This window comes from Exiguobacterium sp. s168 (assembly GCF_018619035.1).
GTDB lineage: Bacteria > Bacillota > Bacilli > Exiguobacteriales > Exiguobacteriaceae > Exiguobacterium_A > Exiguobacterium_A acetylicum.
Genome location: NZ_JACSNE010000008.1, coordinates 80322 through 96348 on the forward strand (window position 1 = coordinate 80322; position 16027 = coordinate 96348).

Consider the following 16027-nt stretch of genomic DNA (forward strand, 5'->3'; position numbering starts at 1 on the left):
ATGTGCCTGAAAGATCAAACAAGGTCGGAAATCAGGAAATATGGTTAGAGGTGGAACTGAAATGAATAAAATCGCGGTAATCGGAAAAGTATTCGTCGACATAAAAGGAACTTCGTTCGCTCCTTTGCATAAGGATGCGAAAAACGTAGGAGACATCACGTTTTCAAATGGAGGAACAGGACGCAACGTAGCACAAAATCTAGCCGTCCTCGGGAATGAAGTTCGCTTTATCTCGACGGTTACGAATGATCAGATTGGCGTGGGAGTGCTCGATGAGCTGAAATCCTACGGTGCGAATGTGGATCACGTCGAAATGTTAGAAGATCATGGAATGGGTATGTGGCTAGCTGTCATGGATAACGAGGGTGACTTGCAAACATCGATCTCGAAACAACCGGATGCCAAGTTGCTCGAAGAGGCGATTTTACGTCAATCGATCTATGCACTCGATGGAGTCGATGCCGTTGCAATCGATTTGGATTTGTCCGTCACGGTCTTAGAACGTTTGATTCATTTATGTCGTAAGATGGAGTTGCCATTGTTTGGTGTTTGTGGTCACTTGAGCGTCATCGAACGAAATCGTCATCTGCTACAAGGGTTCACTGGATTCATTTGTAGCCGAGAAGAGGCTGAAATTCTGTCTGATCTATCGATCGTGACGGTCGAAGATGCGATTCATGTAGCAAATGAGCTAGCGAAAAAGGGCGCTCCGTTTACGGTCGTGACGATGAGTGAACTGGGGGCGGTCTACGTTGATCGTCGTACGGCGACATCAGGTCACGTCGGAACGAAAAAAGTGAAGGTTGTCGACTCAACGGGAGCAGGCGATTCCTTCTTCTCCGCAGTCTTGTCCGAATTGACACAGGAAAAGTCAGCAGAAGAGGCTTTGAAGCTTGGTATGAAGGTCGCAGCAGAAGTCATCGCTTCAACAGAGAATGGACTCGTTCCTGAAATGCTAGATGCTCTTCAATAAGTAGAAATGATAAAAGGGAGGTGGCGTCATGCCGATTCAACGAAGTGCAATCATTTTACGAAACGAACAGGATGAAATTGCGTTGATCCGACGGGATAAACCGAACGAAACGTATTATGTCTTTCCAGGCGGTGGGAAAGATGACGGAGAATCGTTAGAAGAAACAGCGATTCGCGAAGCACATGAAGAACTTGGCATCGACGTGGAGTTGACCGGTATTGCCGCCATCGTCCGTTTTAATGGATTCGATAATCCTTATTTTTGGGCGAAAACAATTGGTGGTCAGTTTGGCACGGGTACGGGTGAAGAATTCGAAGAGGAAGGATCGGGTTATACACCGGTCTGGATCAAGCGTTCGGAGCTACCTTCGTTGCCAATTCGTCCACCGTCACTTGCCAAACAACTGGCAGAAATGACAGAACCATTCTATGAATTAATCCTTTCTGAAAACGAATGAGGTTTTAGTTGAAATAAAATGGGAAAAGTATATTAAAACAATGAGGTGGTCTTCGACTGCCTCTTTTTCATGAAGGAGAGATGACGATGGCGCATTCACGCGATCCAAAAGGGCTTGCCCTGAACTTAAAGCAGCGAATGTCCGATCATAATATCACGGATTATGCAGGGACACTCGCCTATTACTGGTTTTTATCCATTTTCCCAGGAATCATTTTCGTCATTTCGGTCTTATCATTCTTTGATATCGATCGTCAGACACTCGAGTCACAAATTCGGGACCTAGCGCCAGGCGGAGCCGTTAATACGTTCACGGATACAATTTTCCAAGCCATCAAAGAACCGCAGGGTGGTCTGTTATCGATCGGTGCGATTCTTGCTGTCTGGTCCGCTTCCAAAGGAGTCGATCGTTTGATCACGACAGCAAACCATGCCTATGGTGACTTCTCTCCCCGTGGTTTTGTCGCAGCGCGTGGGATTGCCTTGTTACTCACGATCGTGCTCGGAGTCGGGATGTTGTTGCTGATCGTCTTGAATGTGCTCGGTGGTCCGATCATTACGTATCTTGCCAACTTCGTGTTGCCGATCGATATGGGGCAAAAAATCCTACTGACGGTCTTACGATATGTCGTATCGACGATTCTATTGATTGGTATCCTGTCGATTTTTTACCGCGTCGCACCAAAGCGCCCGATTACATTTAAAGAGGCAATTCCAGGAGCCGTCTTTGGTGTCATCGTCTGGCAATTATTATCGGTTGGATTCGGATTTTACGTCTCGAACTTCTCGAACTACAATCAGACCTACGGTTCGCTCGGTAGTGTCGTCATCTTGTTATTATGGCTCTACTTCACAGGGCTGATCATCTTGCTCGGTTCTGAATTGAACGCATCATGGGAACGGTTCATGAAAAAAGCGGATCCAAAAAAGATGGAAGAAAAGCGCTTGAAGGAACAAGCGGAACTTGATGCGATTCCGACGAATACGTTCGGATGAAGATACGAAAAAACGTCTGACTGCCTTGCGGCAATCAGACGTTTTTTCGTGTTAAGCAGCTAATCGTTTCTCAGATGAACGCTGTGGAAGACTTGGTAAAGCATCCTGTTGAAGAAGGCGTAAACCGTTCAGGATGACAAGAATCGTTGATCCTTCATGTCCGACGACAGCGAATGGCATGATTAGGAACTGGGACAAATTCGATGCGATCAATAGGAGAATGACACCGATCGCTAGCGTGATGTTTTGTTTGACGATCCGGTTCATCTTCCGCGCTTTATGCACGGCATAGGCAAGGCGACCTAAATCATTTTTCATCAAGACGACGTCAGCGGTCTCGAGCGCGGCATCTGTTCCTTCACCCATTGCGATACCGACATGTGCTAGTGCAAGGGCAGGGGCATCGTTAATGCCGTCACCCACCATCGCGACGGTCCGACCTTCTGTTTGGTATTGCTTGATATAGCGGACCTTATCTTCCGGTAGACATTCAGCAACGAAATCCGTTAATCCTGCTTCACGTGAGATGGCAGCTGCCGTGACTGGATTATCACCTGTTAACATGATCGTTGCGATGCCGAGATCATTTAAGGCAGCAATCGCTGTTTTAGCCTCTGGGCGAATCGTATCACGTAACGCATAAAGCGCTACAATCTGTGCTCCATTACTGACATAAACGATCGTATGCCCTTGTTCTTTCAGTGACTGTTCCATCGCGACGAATGGATCGTCTAAACCATCGTGGAATGCCCGTTTACCGATACGATAAGTGATGCCATCGACGGTTGCTTCAATTCCGTATCCTGTTACATCTTTAAACGTTGATGGTTCGCGGACATCGGTTTTTAAGTGATTGACGATCGCTTGTGCGAGCGGATGGTTCGACTGTGCTTCGATGGAAGCAACTGCTTGCTGAACTGTTCGAACGTCCATGCCTTCCGCATAACGACTTTCAGTGACGACGGGTTTCCCTGTTGTCAGTGTACCCGTTTTATCGAAGACGATCGTGTCGACTTGTCCGAGTGTCTCGATGTGTGCGCCTCCTTTAAAGAGAACGCCATTTTTCGCAGATGCGGCAATTGCAGATAAGGCAGCAGGCGTAATCGATGCAACAAGAGCACAAGGTGAGGCGACGACGAGAAGAATCATCGCGCGGTAAATACTTGTCTCAAACGTCCAACCGACGACGTAATGAGGGAGGACCATCATGAGTGCGACAACGAGGAGGACGATTTTGACATAACGGCTTTCAAAGCGTTCGATGAACTGAGCAGATGGTGATTGCTCACTTTGTGCATTTTGGACCATATGAATGATCTTTTGGAACAACGATTCGTCAGCAGCTTTCGTCATCTCAATCGTCAAGACCCCATTCATGTTGACAGTTGAGTTGTAGACGGTATCGCCCGTTTGTTTTTCAACCGGAATCGATTCACCTGTAATCGATGCTTCTTCGATCGCTGCTTGACCACGAACGATGACACCATCGACCGGAATTCGTTCCCCCGGACGAACATAGACAAGGTTACCAATCGCTAATTGTTCGATTCCAACGACTTCGAGTTGTCCGTTTGCATTCAGACGTGTTGCTTCCTCAGGTTGTAAAGACATTAAACTTTGTAAGGCACGTTCGTTCTTATTCATCGTATATGTTTCAAGGGCACCGGATAACGCGAAGATGAAAATGAGGATCGCACCTTCCATCCAGTAGCCGATGGCAGCAGCACCGATCGCTGCTAAAATCATCAGCAGTTCGACATTCAACGTTTTTTCTTGATACGTCTCCGTCAATCCTTCCTTCGCTTTTGCATATCCTCCGATCACATATGCGGATAAGTACAATGTGACATAAACGGCAGACGCCGCATTGAATTTTTCAAGTCCGTAAGCAACTAAAATCAATATTCCGCTAAACAATGCTAGAATCAATTCGTGATGCTCATCCCAAGCATGACGGAATACGGAACGCTGTTGAACATCGGTAGTAGTGGAAGTCGTCATATTAAAACTCCTTTCGAAATGTAAATGAGAAATGAAATCATTATAGAAAGAGAATGAGAATGTGATATATCAATGAGTTTAACTGATTGATAATGAGTTTCATTGTCTCTAGATTATAATTATTATTATCTGTAGAATTACTATACCATGCTTCAGTGAAAAGGAACAGGAAAGGAACTAGAAAGATGCAAAAAATTTTAACCCATCGGATTGGACTCGTCGTCTTTGCGTTATTGACGACTTTTTTGTGGGGAAGTGCGTTTCCCTTCATTAAAAAAAGTTATGACTTATTACAGATCACGTCTTCGGAATACGGAGAGCAACTGCTGTTCGCAAGCTATCGTTTCTTTTTGGCAGGTGTGCTGTTACTTGTCGTCAGTGTCCTCGTCTTCAAACAGACGATTACGCTGAAGGAGCGGACCTATGCCTATAGTCGTCTTGGCTTCTTTTTGACGTTCTTGCAGTATGTCTTCTTTTATATCGGTTTGTCGTTATCAACCGGCGTACAAGGATCAATCATTGCGGGATCGACTTCGTTCTTCCAGATGTTGCTGGCTCATTTTCGATATGAAGACGATCGACTGAATCGGTTTAAAGGACTCGCCTTATTCCTTGGATTCACAGGTGTTATCTTGGCCAACTGGCCGCAAGGGGGGCAAGGTGTCTCGTTTGGAGTAGGGGAAGGATTGTTGATTGCAGCAATGGTTTCCGGAGCGTTCGGTAATTTAATCGCGAAAGAATACTCGGCACATTATCCTGTGGCACCGATGACTGGATGGGCGATGGTCATTGGATCAATCGGTCTCTTCATCGCAGGAGTCATTCTCGATGGTCACGTCGCACCGTTCACTTTTTCAACGACAAGTGCTTGGATGCTCATGTATCTTGCCTTCTTATCAGCAACTGGATTTACGCTTTGGAACTTACTGATGAAATATAATCCGGTCAGTAAAGTGTCATTGTTCATGTTCTTCGTACCGATTTATGGTGTCAGTTTATCTGCCTTGATTTTGGGCGAGACGATTCCACCGCAAGCGTTGCTTGGATTACTCTTCGTCGTCAGTGGTATTTTAGTATCGACGTACCTTCCTGTTTGGTTTCAAAAGCGAGGTTGACGAAGATTCAGAATCGTGCAAAAATAGTTTCAATCAAAGTAACTCCCAATCGTTCGTTGCTTAAGCCGACCTGTTCGGCTTTTTTCTGTACGGTCAAGTGAAGACCGATTCGGCCTTGTCTGAAAGGCTAGTGCGACTATAAAACGGAAGGAGATGAAAACGAATGGAACGGAATGAGATCGTTCGAAAGATCATTGCCGCTCGTCGTCCACGTGATGAGTTTGCCCGGTTCGTCGTAACGTGCGTCAGTCAGCAGTTGAAGGAAACCCATGGAGATGTGGATGTGGAAATCATCGAGGCGGAGAGAGGTTACGATTCAGTGTGGTCAATCAACGGTCGAGAGGTCGTCGTGCTGCTCGAGACAGAAGAGCTGAAGCGTGCAAAAGAACAGCCGTATGCGATCGACGATAAGCTCTGGCGGAGTTTTCGGCAAGAAGGAATCGTGAAATAAAACAAAGGATCTTGCGCATGATTAGCGCAAGATCCTTTGTTTTATATCCGGGATGATTCGTGACGTTTCGCGTATCGTAAGAGAAACGCAAGTGTCGCTAGGACCAGAACGAATAGACTGAAATAAAGCATAGCTGGAAGCAGAACGAACAAGCTGCCAGCAATCGGTCCAAGGATCGAACCAAGACTAAAGGCAATCCCTGCAAGCAAGTTGCCCGTCGGAAGAAGGTGTCGCGGTAACTGTTCCGTCATATAGGCGACACCAAGCGAGTACGTCGAGCCAAGTGCCATCCCGCTGACAGCAAAAATCGCAAACAACCAGCCGTAACGTTCGAAGACGAAGCAAGCAATCAGGAAAGCGACAGAGCCAATTGAAAGAACGGTTACTAACGTCCGACGTTTTCCGAAGTGATCAGCAAGTCGTCCAAGTGGAAGTTGCATGATCAACGAGCTGACGACGAATGTCGTGATCAAGGTACTCGTCTCAGATAGACCGTACCCGTTACGTGTCGCAAAAACGGGAAAACTGGCATTCAGTGTGGCTTCGAGAAAACCATATGTAAAGCCAGGGAGTAATGTGAACCACGCGGTCGATAGGACAAGTTTATACCGTGAGGCAGCGCTTTGCAATTCCTCCGGCATGACAGACGATGGTTTTTCGTTCGGCATACGCGATAACAAGATCAGGACGATGACCGTTAATGTACCAGTCAACACGAACGGTAGCCAGTTGATGACATCGACGAGAGGTGCTGCAAGAGGACCAAGAGCAAAACCAAGACCGAATGCCATCCCGTATAGTGACATCGTTCGTCCTAACCGTTCATTTGGAGTAATGGACGTCACCCAAACCTGTGATCCATAGTGTAACGTCTGATCACCAAATCCGACGAGGAACCGTAAAATCATCCAAGCAATGACGCTCGGAAGGAGTGGAAATAAGAAAACGGCCACTGCAACAAGAGCGAGTCCGAACGAGATGACCGGAATATAACCACGTCGTCGCAGTGGACCTTCCATGAGAGGGGCAGCGACGATGACACCAATGTATAGAACGGCAGCGCTGAGACCATTGATGAAGGCTGGAGTCCCTTGACGTTCAAGTAAAATAGAGAGCAATGGAATCAGCAATCCTTGCGTGAATCCGGAAATGAAGACGATTGATAAAATGAGAGCAAAACGACGTGACACGAGTAACGACGACCTTTCTTTTTTCTTTTAGCATAACACGCCCCGGTCTCTGAAACGAAAGACCGGGGCGTGCTTCATTTATTTTCTTGTTCAAAACGTGTCGGACGCGGCATATGCAGAAGATGTTCATCCCAATCTGTCTGATCGAACACTTCATCATGTTCGATGCTGTGTGAAGTACGAATCCCAACCATCATGACGAATAAGACCATGCTGAACGTACCGATGATTGCGACAATACCTACGAGCCATTCCATCCCGGTCACCCCTTTTTTTAGAAAACAGAATGTGTCTACTTTGTGACATTTTTCCCGGGACGCCATCGTTCAAAACCTATTTTTCATTCTTAAAGCCGGCTGGATTGTTTTGTGAAATCAATCTCAGGGTAATATGCGTTTTTCACAAGCGCATTTGGTCCAAGGCATTGCACAGCAGGACAGTGACACGACAAGCTTTTATTCAGTTCTGTCTCTTGCCACTGGGCATATGCATCGTTGAAGGACGTTTCGTGAATCGTACCGAGCGAAGCAAGTTCGTCGCCGAAATCGGTCACGATGATCTCACCGTCAAAGATGTTGACGTTAAGACGAGAACGACCATCTGGGTCATTGCGGACCGATACGTTTTTCTCCTGACGCAAGCGACGGTGCAATTCCAAATCTGCCTCTTCCATCGAACATGCATAGAAAGGAAGTGTTCCGAATAACATCCAGACGTCTTTATCCCGGACGTCGAGCAAACGGTGGATCCCGTCGCGGATTTCAGACAAGCTAGCTGCTTCGATCATTGACGCGAAGTCAGCGGGGTACATGGGATGCACTTCATGACGGACACAGCCCATATCGACGATTTCCTTATGGATTGCTTCAAGATGTGGCAACGTCCGCTTATTGATCATCGTCTCAGCAGACACGATGACACCTCGTGCATTCAGAACACGAGCATTCTCTTTCATCGTCTCGAAAAGCTTCGTCCGTGCTTCACGTGATGGTTTTCGTTCCATCATCGCAAAGCCACCATCGATGAAGTCATCGGCTGTTCCCCAGTTATGTGAGATGTGCAAGACATCTAGATAAGGAATGATTAATTCATAACGAGATAACGGAAGTGTTAAATTTGAGTTGATTTGGGTTTTAGCGCCACGTTCGTGGGCATACTTAAGTAAAGGGACGACATATTCCTTGACGGATTTCATCGAAAGCATCGGTTCTCCGCCTGTGATGGAAAAGGCACGCAGGTGTTCGATTTCATCCAGACGTTGAATGAGTAGTTCGACTGGGATTTCAGGTGACTCGCTACTGGATAACATGTAACCGACGGCGCAATGTTCACAGCGCATGTTACACAGTTTTGTCGTCGTGACTTCGATGTTCGTCAAACGGACGGTGCCGTATTGTTCAATGTCACGATAAGCTTCCCACGGATCGTTTGCGATCGTGATGGGTGATGATTGTGGCATAGGTACTCCTCCTTTTTAGTGCTCCACTTCGTATCGTATGCTAAAATAACGTCGGAATCCAGCGGAAGAAAGGAAGTCTGAATAATGGGAAAAGCAAGAACTGATAAACTTGGTCAAATGAATGTGCTAAAATCAAGGATGCAGCTTCTCTGTCATACAATCGATTCACTTGATGAATCATCAGATATCGAAGATTTGGAACGACTGATCGTATCACTAGATCAACTCAAGGCGAAGGTCGTTCGATATGCGAAGGATATGAAAGAACAAGAAGAAACGAAAAAAGCGGTAGATTGAGACCGCTTTTTCATTTGCACAAACGGAAAGGATGAAATCAATGGCAACAAAAATCAAATTAAAGACAGGTGAGATCCGTTCGGTCACGTGTTTACGGATGGGAATCAACGGTGAAGGGATTGCGACGCTCGAGCGACAAATCGTCTTCATCCCAGGATTACTCGTCGGGGAAACGGCACAGATCGAGATCACGGAAATTCATGCAAACTATGCGAATGCGAAAATCTTGAAGCGTGACGATCGTTCACCGGACCGCGTGACACCGCTTTGCCCGGTCTATAGTGTCTGTGGCGGCTGCCAATTACAACACATGAGTTACGACGGACAATTACGTTATAAGGAAGAGATGCTACGCAATGCTTTCTTAAAATCAACGAAATTGAATATCGAGAAAGCCGATATTCGTCCGACGATCGGTTCGAAAGAATGGGAATACCGCAACAAGTCACAATTCGTCGTCGGTAAACAAGGGAATGAAATCGTCAGCGGTCTCTATTCGGCCAATTCGAATCGTCTTGTCGCGATCGATGATTGTGTCGTTCAAAACAAAGAAACGCTTCGTGTCAACCAAGCTGTCACGAAACTGCTCAACGATTATAAAGTACCCGTTTACCATGCAGCAAAACAAGACGGTGTCATGCGACACATCGTCGTCCGGACAGGAATCAAAACGGGCGAAATTCAAGTCGTACTGGTTGCCTTTAAAGACGGCTTCCGTGATTTAGAAGGTTTGTCACGCGATATCATGGATATCCCGGGGGTCGTTTCGGTCGCGCTGAACATTAATGATAAGTTAACGTCACGTGTCTTCGGAGAAGAGACAGAAGTCTTGCGTGGCGTTGAACGGATCGAAGAAGAGATGGGCGAGTTCACGTATCAATTGTCTCCTCGTGCTTTCTTCCAGTTGAACCCAGAACAAGCAGAGCGGATGTATGAAGAGATTGCGCGTGCCGCTGCTTTGACAGGCGAAGAGCGTGTCGTGGATGCATACGCAGGTGTCGGTTCAATTGGACTCTGGATTGCTAAAGGAGCAAAAGAAGTCCGCGGTATGGAGATCATTGAAGAAGCCGTTGAAGATGCCAATGCGCACATGAAGCAATACGGATTCGACCATGCCCACTACGTCGTCGGTAAGGCAGAAGCATGGATTCCACGTTGGGTCAAGGAAGGCTGGATTCCAGATGTCTTCATCGTCGATCCACCACGCTCAGGTTGCGATACACAATTGTTGAACGCGATGATCTCGTCTAAAGCGAAAAAAATCATCTATGTTTCGTGTAACCCGCAGACGCTTGCCCGCGATTGTGATCACTTGATGAAAGCGGGATACAAGGTATCGTACATTCAGCCGTACGATATGTTCCCACAAACAGCGCACGTTGAAGCAATCGTCGTGCTCGAAAAAAAGAAAAAGAAAAAGTTCTAAATAACAAGCCCGTATGCACTCCTTGAACGAGTGGACATACGGGCTTGTTATCATGTTTGCGAGGGATAACCGAACGTCGCGTCACACTCAGCAAAGCGTTCCTTTAATTGAGCAACACGGTCAGCGGGTAATGGACCACGTTCGATCAGTTGCTGATTCAATGCGAGGTGTTCTGGTCGAGACGTGCCGATGATAGCCGTCGTGATTCCTGGCTCAAAAACCGTGAAACGAAGCGCTGTCTCAAGCCAACTGGATTCTTCGAGGGGATAAGCGAGTTGTTGCGCACGTTCCCAGTAAGGTTCGACATACTGTCCGACCGGACGCTCCGTGAAGCGCCACGGGGCATTACCGATCGGACGCTTTGCGATGACTCCGTGATTCGAAAGCGTAGGTAGGACATCATCGACACGTTGGTCAAACAGATTAAATGATGTTTGGAAACTGTCGAAGCGATTCGTTTCGATAGCATATGTCAAGTCTTCCCGATCACCGGAATAAGCGATGACGCGAACTTTTCCAGCTTGTTTTGCTTGTTCAAGCGCTTCGATGACATCTCCTTTTGCAAGAACTTCTCGACTACAAGAGTGGAGGTGTACGATGTCGAGATAATCCGTTTGCATCGTCTGTAAGGCTTGATCGATGCCACCATGGACGGCTTCAAAGGTCCAGTCCTGCGCACCAGGAACATCATAGCCGACTTTCGTCGACAGAATGACGTCGTGCCGACGATGCTTTAGAAATTGTCCGACGCGTTGCTCCGATAAGCCGTAGCCGCGTGCCGTATCGATCAGGTTGATGCCAAGATCACGTGCTCGTTCGAGTAAATAAACTGCTTCCCGGTCCGTCATCTGTTTTGCACCAATGTGACCGGCTCCGAACCCAAGCGGGGACACGAATAAATCAGATGTTCCAAAACGTCTTAACTCCACGAACAATACTTCCTTTCAGGTACCTGTAGTTTTAAATCGATGGTGTTCGTTTTTGATGAATACGGTATAGCAGATAACCAACGAGTGCCACGCCTGCAATCGACCATTGAACGATGAATGAGGATTGCATGAACTGATGGACGGCGAGCACTTCGACTAACATGGCTGGAATTTTTCCGATCGTACTCGCAGTCAGGAAAAGTAGAATCGAAATACCACTAGCGGCACTGACAATGTTGACGATGCCAGACGGAACGAACGGTAACAGCCGTAGCAAGATGATCGTCCAAAACGCTTCACGTCCTTGTTGTGCTTGCAGTTTTTGTTGCAAAGGAGCGAATCGATCGGGAAGCGGACGACGAAGGGCATACCGCAGTCCTTTTCGGTAAAGTAGAAACGCACAAACCGCACCTAAGACTTCACCGATGAAAGAGAGCAATGTGCCCATCCATAATCCGAAATAGACGAGATTCGCAGCGGTGACGAACGTACTCGGTAGGACACCAAGTACACTGACGACGACGCCGACCAAGACACTAACGAATGGAGCGAACGGTCCAAAGAGTTCAAAGGTTTGGATGACATGTTGTTCCATCATTCGAATCCATCCTCTTCATCCGGAAGAAGCGGTAACTCGATGTGGACAGTCGTTCCTTCTCCAAGAACGGAGTCGAACCGGATCGTCCCATCATGACGATCGATGATGTGTTTCGTGATCGCAAGACCGAGACCAGTGCCACCATCTTTCCGCGTCCGTGATTTATCGACACGGTAAAAACGTTTTGTCAGTCGATCAAGATGTTCTTCCGGAATGCCTTCCCCTTCGTCCTGGATAAGACAATGCGTCCGGTCGCCGATCGTTTCAGTCGATAAGAAAATCTGTTTGCCAGGCGGTGTGTACCGTAAGGCGTTATCGAGTAAATTGCCGAAGACTTGCTCAAGGCGGTCCGTATCGCCTAAGACAATTTGATCTGGATCGAGGTTCATCACGAACGTGACTCCTTTTGACTGGGCGATGGGTTCCATCCGGTAGATGACATCTTCAAGTACTTGACTGAAGACAAGCGGTTGCTTCGACATCGGATAGGAATCGCGCTCGAGTTGAGCGAGATCGAGCAGATCATTGACGAGACGTTGCAGACGTTCCGTTTCCCGCTCAATGATTTGGTAATACTGCGCACGCTTTTCTTCCTCAAGCGAATCATCCTGCATCATCTCTGTGTAACCACGGATGTAGGAGAGAGGTGTTCGCAATTCATGACTGACGTTCGCGAGGAACTCTTTCCGCTGCTCGTCGACTTCCCCGAGCGATTCCGCCATCTTGTTTAACGTTTCTGCGAGTTCTCCGATCTCATCGTCCGATTGAATCGGAATCCGGTAATCAAAGTCACCTTGTGCATAAACAGTCGAGGCGCGCTTCATGTCGATCAACGGACGGATGATCGTATCGATGATTTGTCGTCCGAAGATGACGAGATTCAAGACAATCAGTCCGATCATGAAGAAGATCATCAAGCGGAGTGGGCGGAATGGTTCACTGATTTGCCCAAGTTCCAGGTACAAGATCAGCGTACCAACCAGTCGATTGTTTTCGATGATCGGAAACCCGGTCATCAAAATATCCGTTCCTTCAATCGGATGGGTCCGACTGGAGACGATGGTTTCACCGTTTCGAAGTTCTTCGATATCCGCATTCGTCAAAAAGCGCAGTCCAGCTGGATTTTTCTTCAGGAAATCGATAAAGAAGACTTTCGATTCCGTCAACTCATTCGTATAAGTCATTCCATCGTAAAAAGCACCAGATAATCCTTCAGATTCATAAATGTTGATCAGCTTTTCGCCTCGGTTCAATAAGATATCTTCCTGCGTTTGAAGATAGAATCGATCGTAGAGGTAGAACGTCAACAAGACGAATAAAATGGCGGAAAAAACGCTTGTGAACCAAATCGTGATCCAAATCCGGCGCCGGATCGTATAGCGCTTAATCATACTTCCTCGAATTTATAACCGATGCCCCAGACCGTTTGAATCGAGCCACCAGCTTCCCCGAGCTTTAAGCGAAGTGTTTTGATGTGTGTATCGACCGTCCGTAAGTTCCCGATATAGTCCGCACCCCAGATTTGATCGAGTAACTGTTCGCGAGAAAAGACCTTATCATTGTTTTGAGCGAACAGATGCAGCAAATCAAATTCCTTACGCGTCAGACTGACCGGTTTGCCATTGACGTGGACACTCCGACTTTCAGTGTCGAGTTCAAGCATGCCGAGCGTCAGGGTAGCCGATTGATCAACTGTAAAGCGATGAGAACGACGAAGAGTCGCTTCGATGCGAGCAAGCAATTCTCGAGGGCTGAATGGTTTTGTGATATAGTCATCAGCTCCGATTTTCAGACCGTGAATACGATCGAGCTCGTCCGAACGTGCCGTCAGCATGATGATCGGAACGTTTGAGAATTCACGGATGCGCATACATGCTGTCAAGCCGTCCATTTCCGGCATCATGACATCGAGTAGAACGAGATGGAATGTATTTTGTTGAATGAGATGGATCGCTTCTTGTCCGTTAGAAGCTGTCATCGTCGTGTAGTGTTCTTTTTCAAGATTCGAGACGAGAAGGTCACGCATTTGTGCTTCATCATCTACTACGAGAATGTTAAACGATTCTGGCATTAGTCTTCGCTCCATTTCCTGTAGAAGAAAGTGTTTCTTCCATAAAGATGAGTTTTCTTATTTATCATACCATTTCAAACTTTAGAAGCGCATGTGTGGACACAAAAAAGCATGAGAGACAAGGCTCTCATGCTTCGAGTTGTTGGTGATCGTATAGTGTTTCGAGCTCCCGACCATGAATGTACATGTGGAAACTAGATTTTGAGACTTCATATAGCGTGAACTGTGTCTCGCCGGCATTCAATTGCTCAAGAAGCGCAGGGCGCAACTCATCCGCGCAGAACGCATACGGCAATTTTTCAGCTGCTTTTTGTGACCGAATATTGCTTTTGCGAATTTTCATGAAGACACTTTCATATCCAAGCTCGAAGAACAGCTCAGAGAAGAAGGCTTCTTTCGCTAAATGATTGTATCCTTTACCATGATACGGTTTACCTAACCATGTACCGAGAAACCCATATTGTCCTTCGATATCGAGTAAACTAATCGTACCAATCGGTTGATCGAATTCATCTAGGATGGTACGTGATACGATTTCACCACGTTCTTCCTCTTCGATTGCCTGCTTTGTAGTAAACAGAAATTCATCAAAGTACCGTGTTTTTTGGCGGACGTACGGATATACGTCTTGATGCTGCATCAGTTCGAACAAATCAGCGCAGTCGCTCAGCTCCCGTTGCTTGAGCATACTTCCATTCCTCCTTTTAGGACCGCAAGAATGATTGTCGAAAGCTACCTGTCTGACTCGTTTGAACCGCGCATGGTATGCCTTCTTCAGTTGTCGGATAAGATAATATTACCTTCTTTTTTTAAAATTGCAAGAAAATAATTTTTGTGAAAAAAGATACAAAAACAAGATGTTTTCCGTAAGCGTCTAAAACCCCCGAAAGGTGCAAAAAACACCTGGCGGGGGTGGAGTTAAGTCAAGTTCAGTTGAGCGTGTTCAAAAATGATTTTTCCGTCAATCATCGTCATGAGAGGCTTCGCTAAATAGTCGAGTGGAAAGTGACTCCACAGGACGAGATCCGCGTCTTTTCCGGTCTCGATCGATCCGACACGATCGTCCACACCGAGCGAGCGGGCGGGATGAATCGTGATCGCGCGTAAGGCGATATCGACCGGTAGACCTTCTCGTGCGGCAAGACCAGCGCAGAGGTTCAAGTATTGGACAGGTGTGTACGGATGATCGGTCGTGATGGAGATTTCGAGACCGTGTTCATGGAGAACCCGGTACGTTTCCCATGTTTTATTCTTCAGTTCGATTTTAGACTTCCGCGTGAATGTCGGTCCAACTGTCACTTTTTCGATCGGCAATTGCTCCATTTCTTTTGCGACGAGATGACCTTCCGTACAATGTTCGATACGTAAATCAAGATCAAACTCTTCCGCGAAGCGAATAGCGGAAAGGATATCATCTGCTCGGTGCGCATGTACACGAAGCGGCATCTTATGATCAAGGACCCGTTTGATCATCTGATGAGCGAACGTTTCGGAAACTCGTTGTGTCCGAACTTCAAGAAAGGCTTCGCGCAACATCCCCATGATGCCCATCCGTGTGAGTTCACCGGCACGGCCAGCACTATGGACACGCTTCGGGTTTTCACCGAGTGCCACCTTCAGACCCGCATACTTTCGAAGAATCATATCATCGATGAACCGTCCGTGCGTCTTGATGACACTCGTGACGCCACCGATGATGTTCATGCTACCAGGCATGACTTGAACGGTCGTGATCCCGTGTTCGACGGCTTCCTTAAAGCCTTCATCCAGCGGATAAACGCCATCAATGGCACGTAGATGAGGAGTCATCGCGAAAATCGTCTCATTCGCATCATTTCCGACGGTTCCGGTACCTTCGTCATATAATCCGAGATGTGTATGGGCATCGATGAAACCGGGCAATAAAAAGTGACCTTCTGCTTCAATGACTTGATCGTTTTCTAAATGATCCAGTAATTCACCGATTTCAATGATTTTCCCATCACGAATGCGGATGTCCCCATAAAAACTGTCCGAAGTAATCGGATAGATATGTGCATTTCGAATTAAGATATCCAAGTATCGT

General features: G+C 46.9%; 16 protein-coding genes and 1 pseudogene. 7 read left to right on the top strand and 10 right to left on the bottom strand.

The genetic code is table 11. The features are described 5' to 3' along the window. The first annotated feature begins 61 nt into the window (after nucleotides 1–61). The 3 genes from KNQ15_RS07175 to KNQ15_RS07185 all read left to right on the top strand — a co-directional run bounded on the left by KNQ15_RS07175 (nucleotide 62) and on the right by KNQ15_RS07185 (nucleotide 2425). Nucleotides 62–973 carry a guanosine-inosine kinase gene (locus KNQ15_RS07175; protein ID WP_029340887.1) on the top strand — a complete coding sequence of 304 codons (912 nt, stop codon included), beginning with the start codon at nucleotides 62–64 and terminating at the stop codon, nucleotides 971–973. 28 nt (nucleotides 974–1001) lie between these two features. Further along, entirely contained in the window at nucleotides 1002–1430 is a 429-nt protein-coding gene (locus KNQ15_RS07180; protein ID WP_034785907.1) for an NUDIX hydrolase, read from the top strand. 86 nt (nucleotides 1431–1516) lie between these two features. Next, entirely contained in the window at nucleotides 1517–2425 is a 909-nt protein-coding gene (locus KNQ15_RS07185; protein WP_029340889.1) for a YihY/virulence factor BrkB family protein, read from the top strand. A gap of 51 nt (nucleotides 2426–2476) precedes the next feature. On the opposite strand, the gene KNQ15_RS07190 is transcribed toward KNQ15_RS07185, so the two are convergent. After that, a complete protein-coding gene (locus tag KNQ15_RS07190; protein ID WP_052169485.1) occupies nucleotides 2477–4426 on the bottom strand; it encodes a heavy metal translocating P-type ATPase in 1950 nt (649 codons plus the stop codon). A 185-nt stretch (nucleotides 4427–4611) separates the two neighbouring features. Here KNQ15_RS07190 and KNQ15_RS07195 point away from each other — a divergent pair, with 185 nt between their 5' ends. Together KNQ15_RS07195 and KNQ15_RS07200 are read left to right on the top strand one after the other, a co-directional pair. After that, nucleotides 4612–5541, top strand: a complete 930-nt coding sequence (locus tag KNQ15_RS07195; RefSeq protein ID WP_029340891.1) for a DMT family transporter — start codon at nucleotides 4612–4614, stop codon at nucleotides 5539–5541. Between the two features lie 163 nt (nucleotides 5542–5704). Then, the gene (locus KNQ15_RS07200) at nucleotides 5705–5992 is read left to right on the top strand and encodes a hypothetical protein (protein WP_029340892.1); all 288 of its coding nucleotides are present in this window, start codon (nucleotides 5705–5707) and stop codon (nucleotides 5990–5992) included. A gap of 41 nt (nucleotides 5993–6033) precedes the next feature. Here KNQ15_RS07200 and KNQ15_RS07205 read toward each other — a convergent pair. From KNQ15_RS07205 to yfkAB, 3 genes and pseudogenes are all read right to left on the bottom strand, one after another. Then, nucleotides 6034–7188: pseudogene (locus tag KNQ15_RS07205) on the bottom strand (MFS transporter); the annotation flags it as partial. 68 nt (nucleotides 7189–7256) lie between these two features. Then, on the bottom strand, nucleotides 7257–7439 hold the full coding sequence (locus KNQ15_RS07210) for a hypothetical protein (protein WP_029340894.1): 183 nt from the start codon (nucleotides 7437–7439) through the stop codon (nucleotides 7257–7259). A gap of 89 nt (nucleotides 7440–7528) precedes the next feature. Further along, on the bottom strand, nucleotides 7529–8641 hold the full coding sequence (gene yfkAB / locus KNQ15_RS07215; protein WP_029340895.1) for a radical SAM/CxCxxxxC motif protein YfkAB: 1113 nt from the start codon (nucleotides 8639–8641) through the stop codon (nucleotides 7529–7531). Nucleotides 8642–8725: 84 nt separating this feature from the next. Between yfkAB and KNQ15_RS07220 the strand changes: the two genes are divergently transcribed. Together KNQ15_RS07220 and rlmD are read left to right on the top strand one after the other, a co-directional pair. After that, the gene (locus tag KNQ15_RS07220; RefSeq protein WP_023467294.1) at nucleotides 8726–8938 is read left to right on the top strand and encodes an SE1561 family protein; all 213 of its coding nucleotides are present in this window, start codon (nucleotides 8726–8728) and stop codon (nucleotides 8936–8938) included. A gap of 40 nt (nucleotides 8939–8978) precedes the next feature. After that, nucleotides 8979–10364: a 23S rRNA (uracil(1939)-C(5))-methyltransferase RlmD gene (gene rlmD / locus KNQ15_RS07225; protein ID WP_029340896.1), complete on the top strand. Its 1386-nt coding sequence runs from the start codon at nucleotides 8979–8981 to the stop codon at nucleotides 10362–10364. A 50-nt stretch (nucleotides 10365–10414) separates the two neighbouring features. Here the strand turns inward: rlmD and KNQ15_RS07230 are convergent, their stop codons facing one another. The 6 genes from KNQ15_RS07230 to KNQ15_RS07255 all read right to left on the bottom strand — a co-directional run bounded on the left by KNQ15_RS07230 (nucleotide 10415) and on the right by KNQ15_RS07255 (nucleotide 16020). Next, entirely contained in the window at nucleotides 10415–11293 is an 879-nt protein-coding gene (locus tag KNQ15_RS07230) for an aldo/keto reductase (protein ID WP_214728548.1), read from the bottom strand. Nucleotides 11294–11324: 31 nt separating this feature from the next. Beyond that, entirely contained in the window at nucleotides 11325–11891 is a 567-nt protein-coding gene (locus KNQ15_RS07235; protein ID WP_214728550.1) for a TVP38/TMEM64 family protein, read from the bottom strand. Next, nucleotides 11888–13282: a sensor histidine kinase gene (locus KNQ15_RS07240; RefSeq protein ID WP_051656219.1), complete on the bottom strand. Its 1395-nt coding sequence runs from the start codon at nucleotides 13280–13282 to the stop codon at nucleotides 11888–11890. The genes KNQ15_RS07235 and KNQ15_RS07240 overlap by 4 nt, the downstream gene beginning before the upstream one ends. After that, entirely contained in the window at nucleotides 13279–13962 is a 684-nt protein-coding gene (locus KNQ15_RS07245) for a response regulator transcription factor (protein WP_023467299.1), read from the bottom strand. Before KNQ15_RS07245 ends, KNQ15_RS07240 begins: the two co-directional genes overlap by 4 nt. A 127-nt stretch (nucleotides 13963–14089) precedes the next feature. Continuing rightward, complete coding sequence (locus tag KNQ15_RS07250) at nucleotides 14090–14650, bottom strand: GNAT family N-acetyltransferase (RefSeq protein ID WP_023467300.1); 561 nt, start codon at nucleotides 14648–14650, stop codon at nucleotides 14090–14092. 230 nt (nucleotides 14651–14880) lie between these two features. Beyond that, nucleotides 14881–16020 carry an amidohydrolase gene (locus tag KNQ15_RS07255; protein ID WP_029340900.1) on the bottom strand — a complete coding sequence of 380 codons (1140 nt, stop codon included), beginning with the start codon at nucleotides 16018–16020 and terminating at the stop codon, nucleotides 14881–14883. Between the last annotated feature and the right edge of the window lie 7 nt (nucleotides 16021–16027).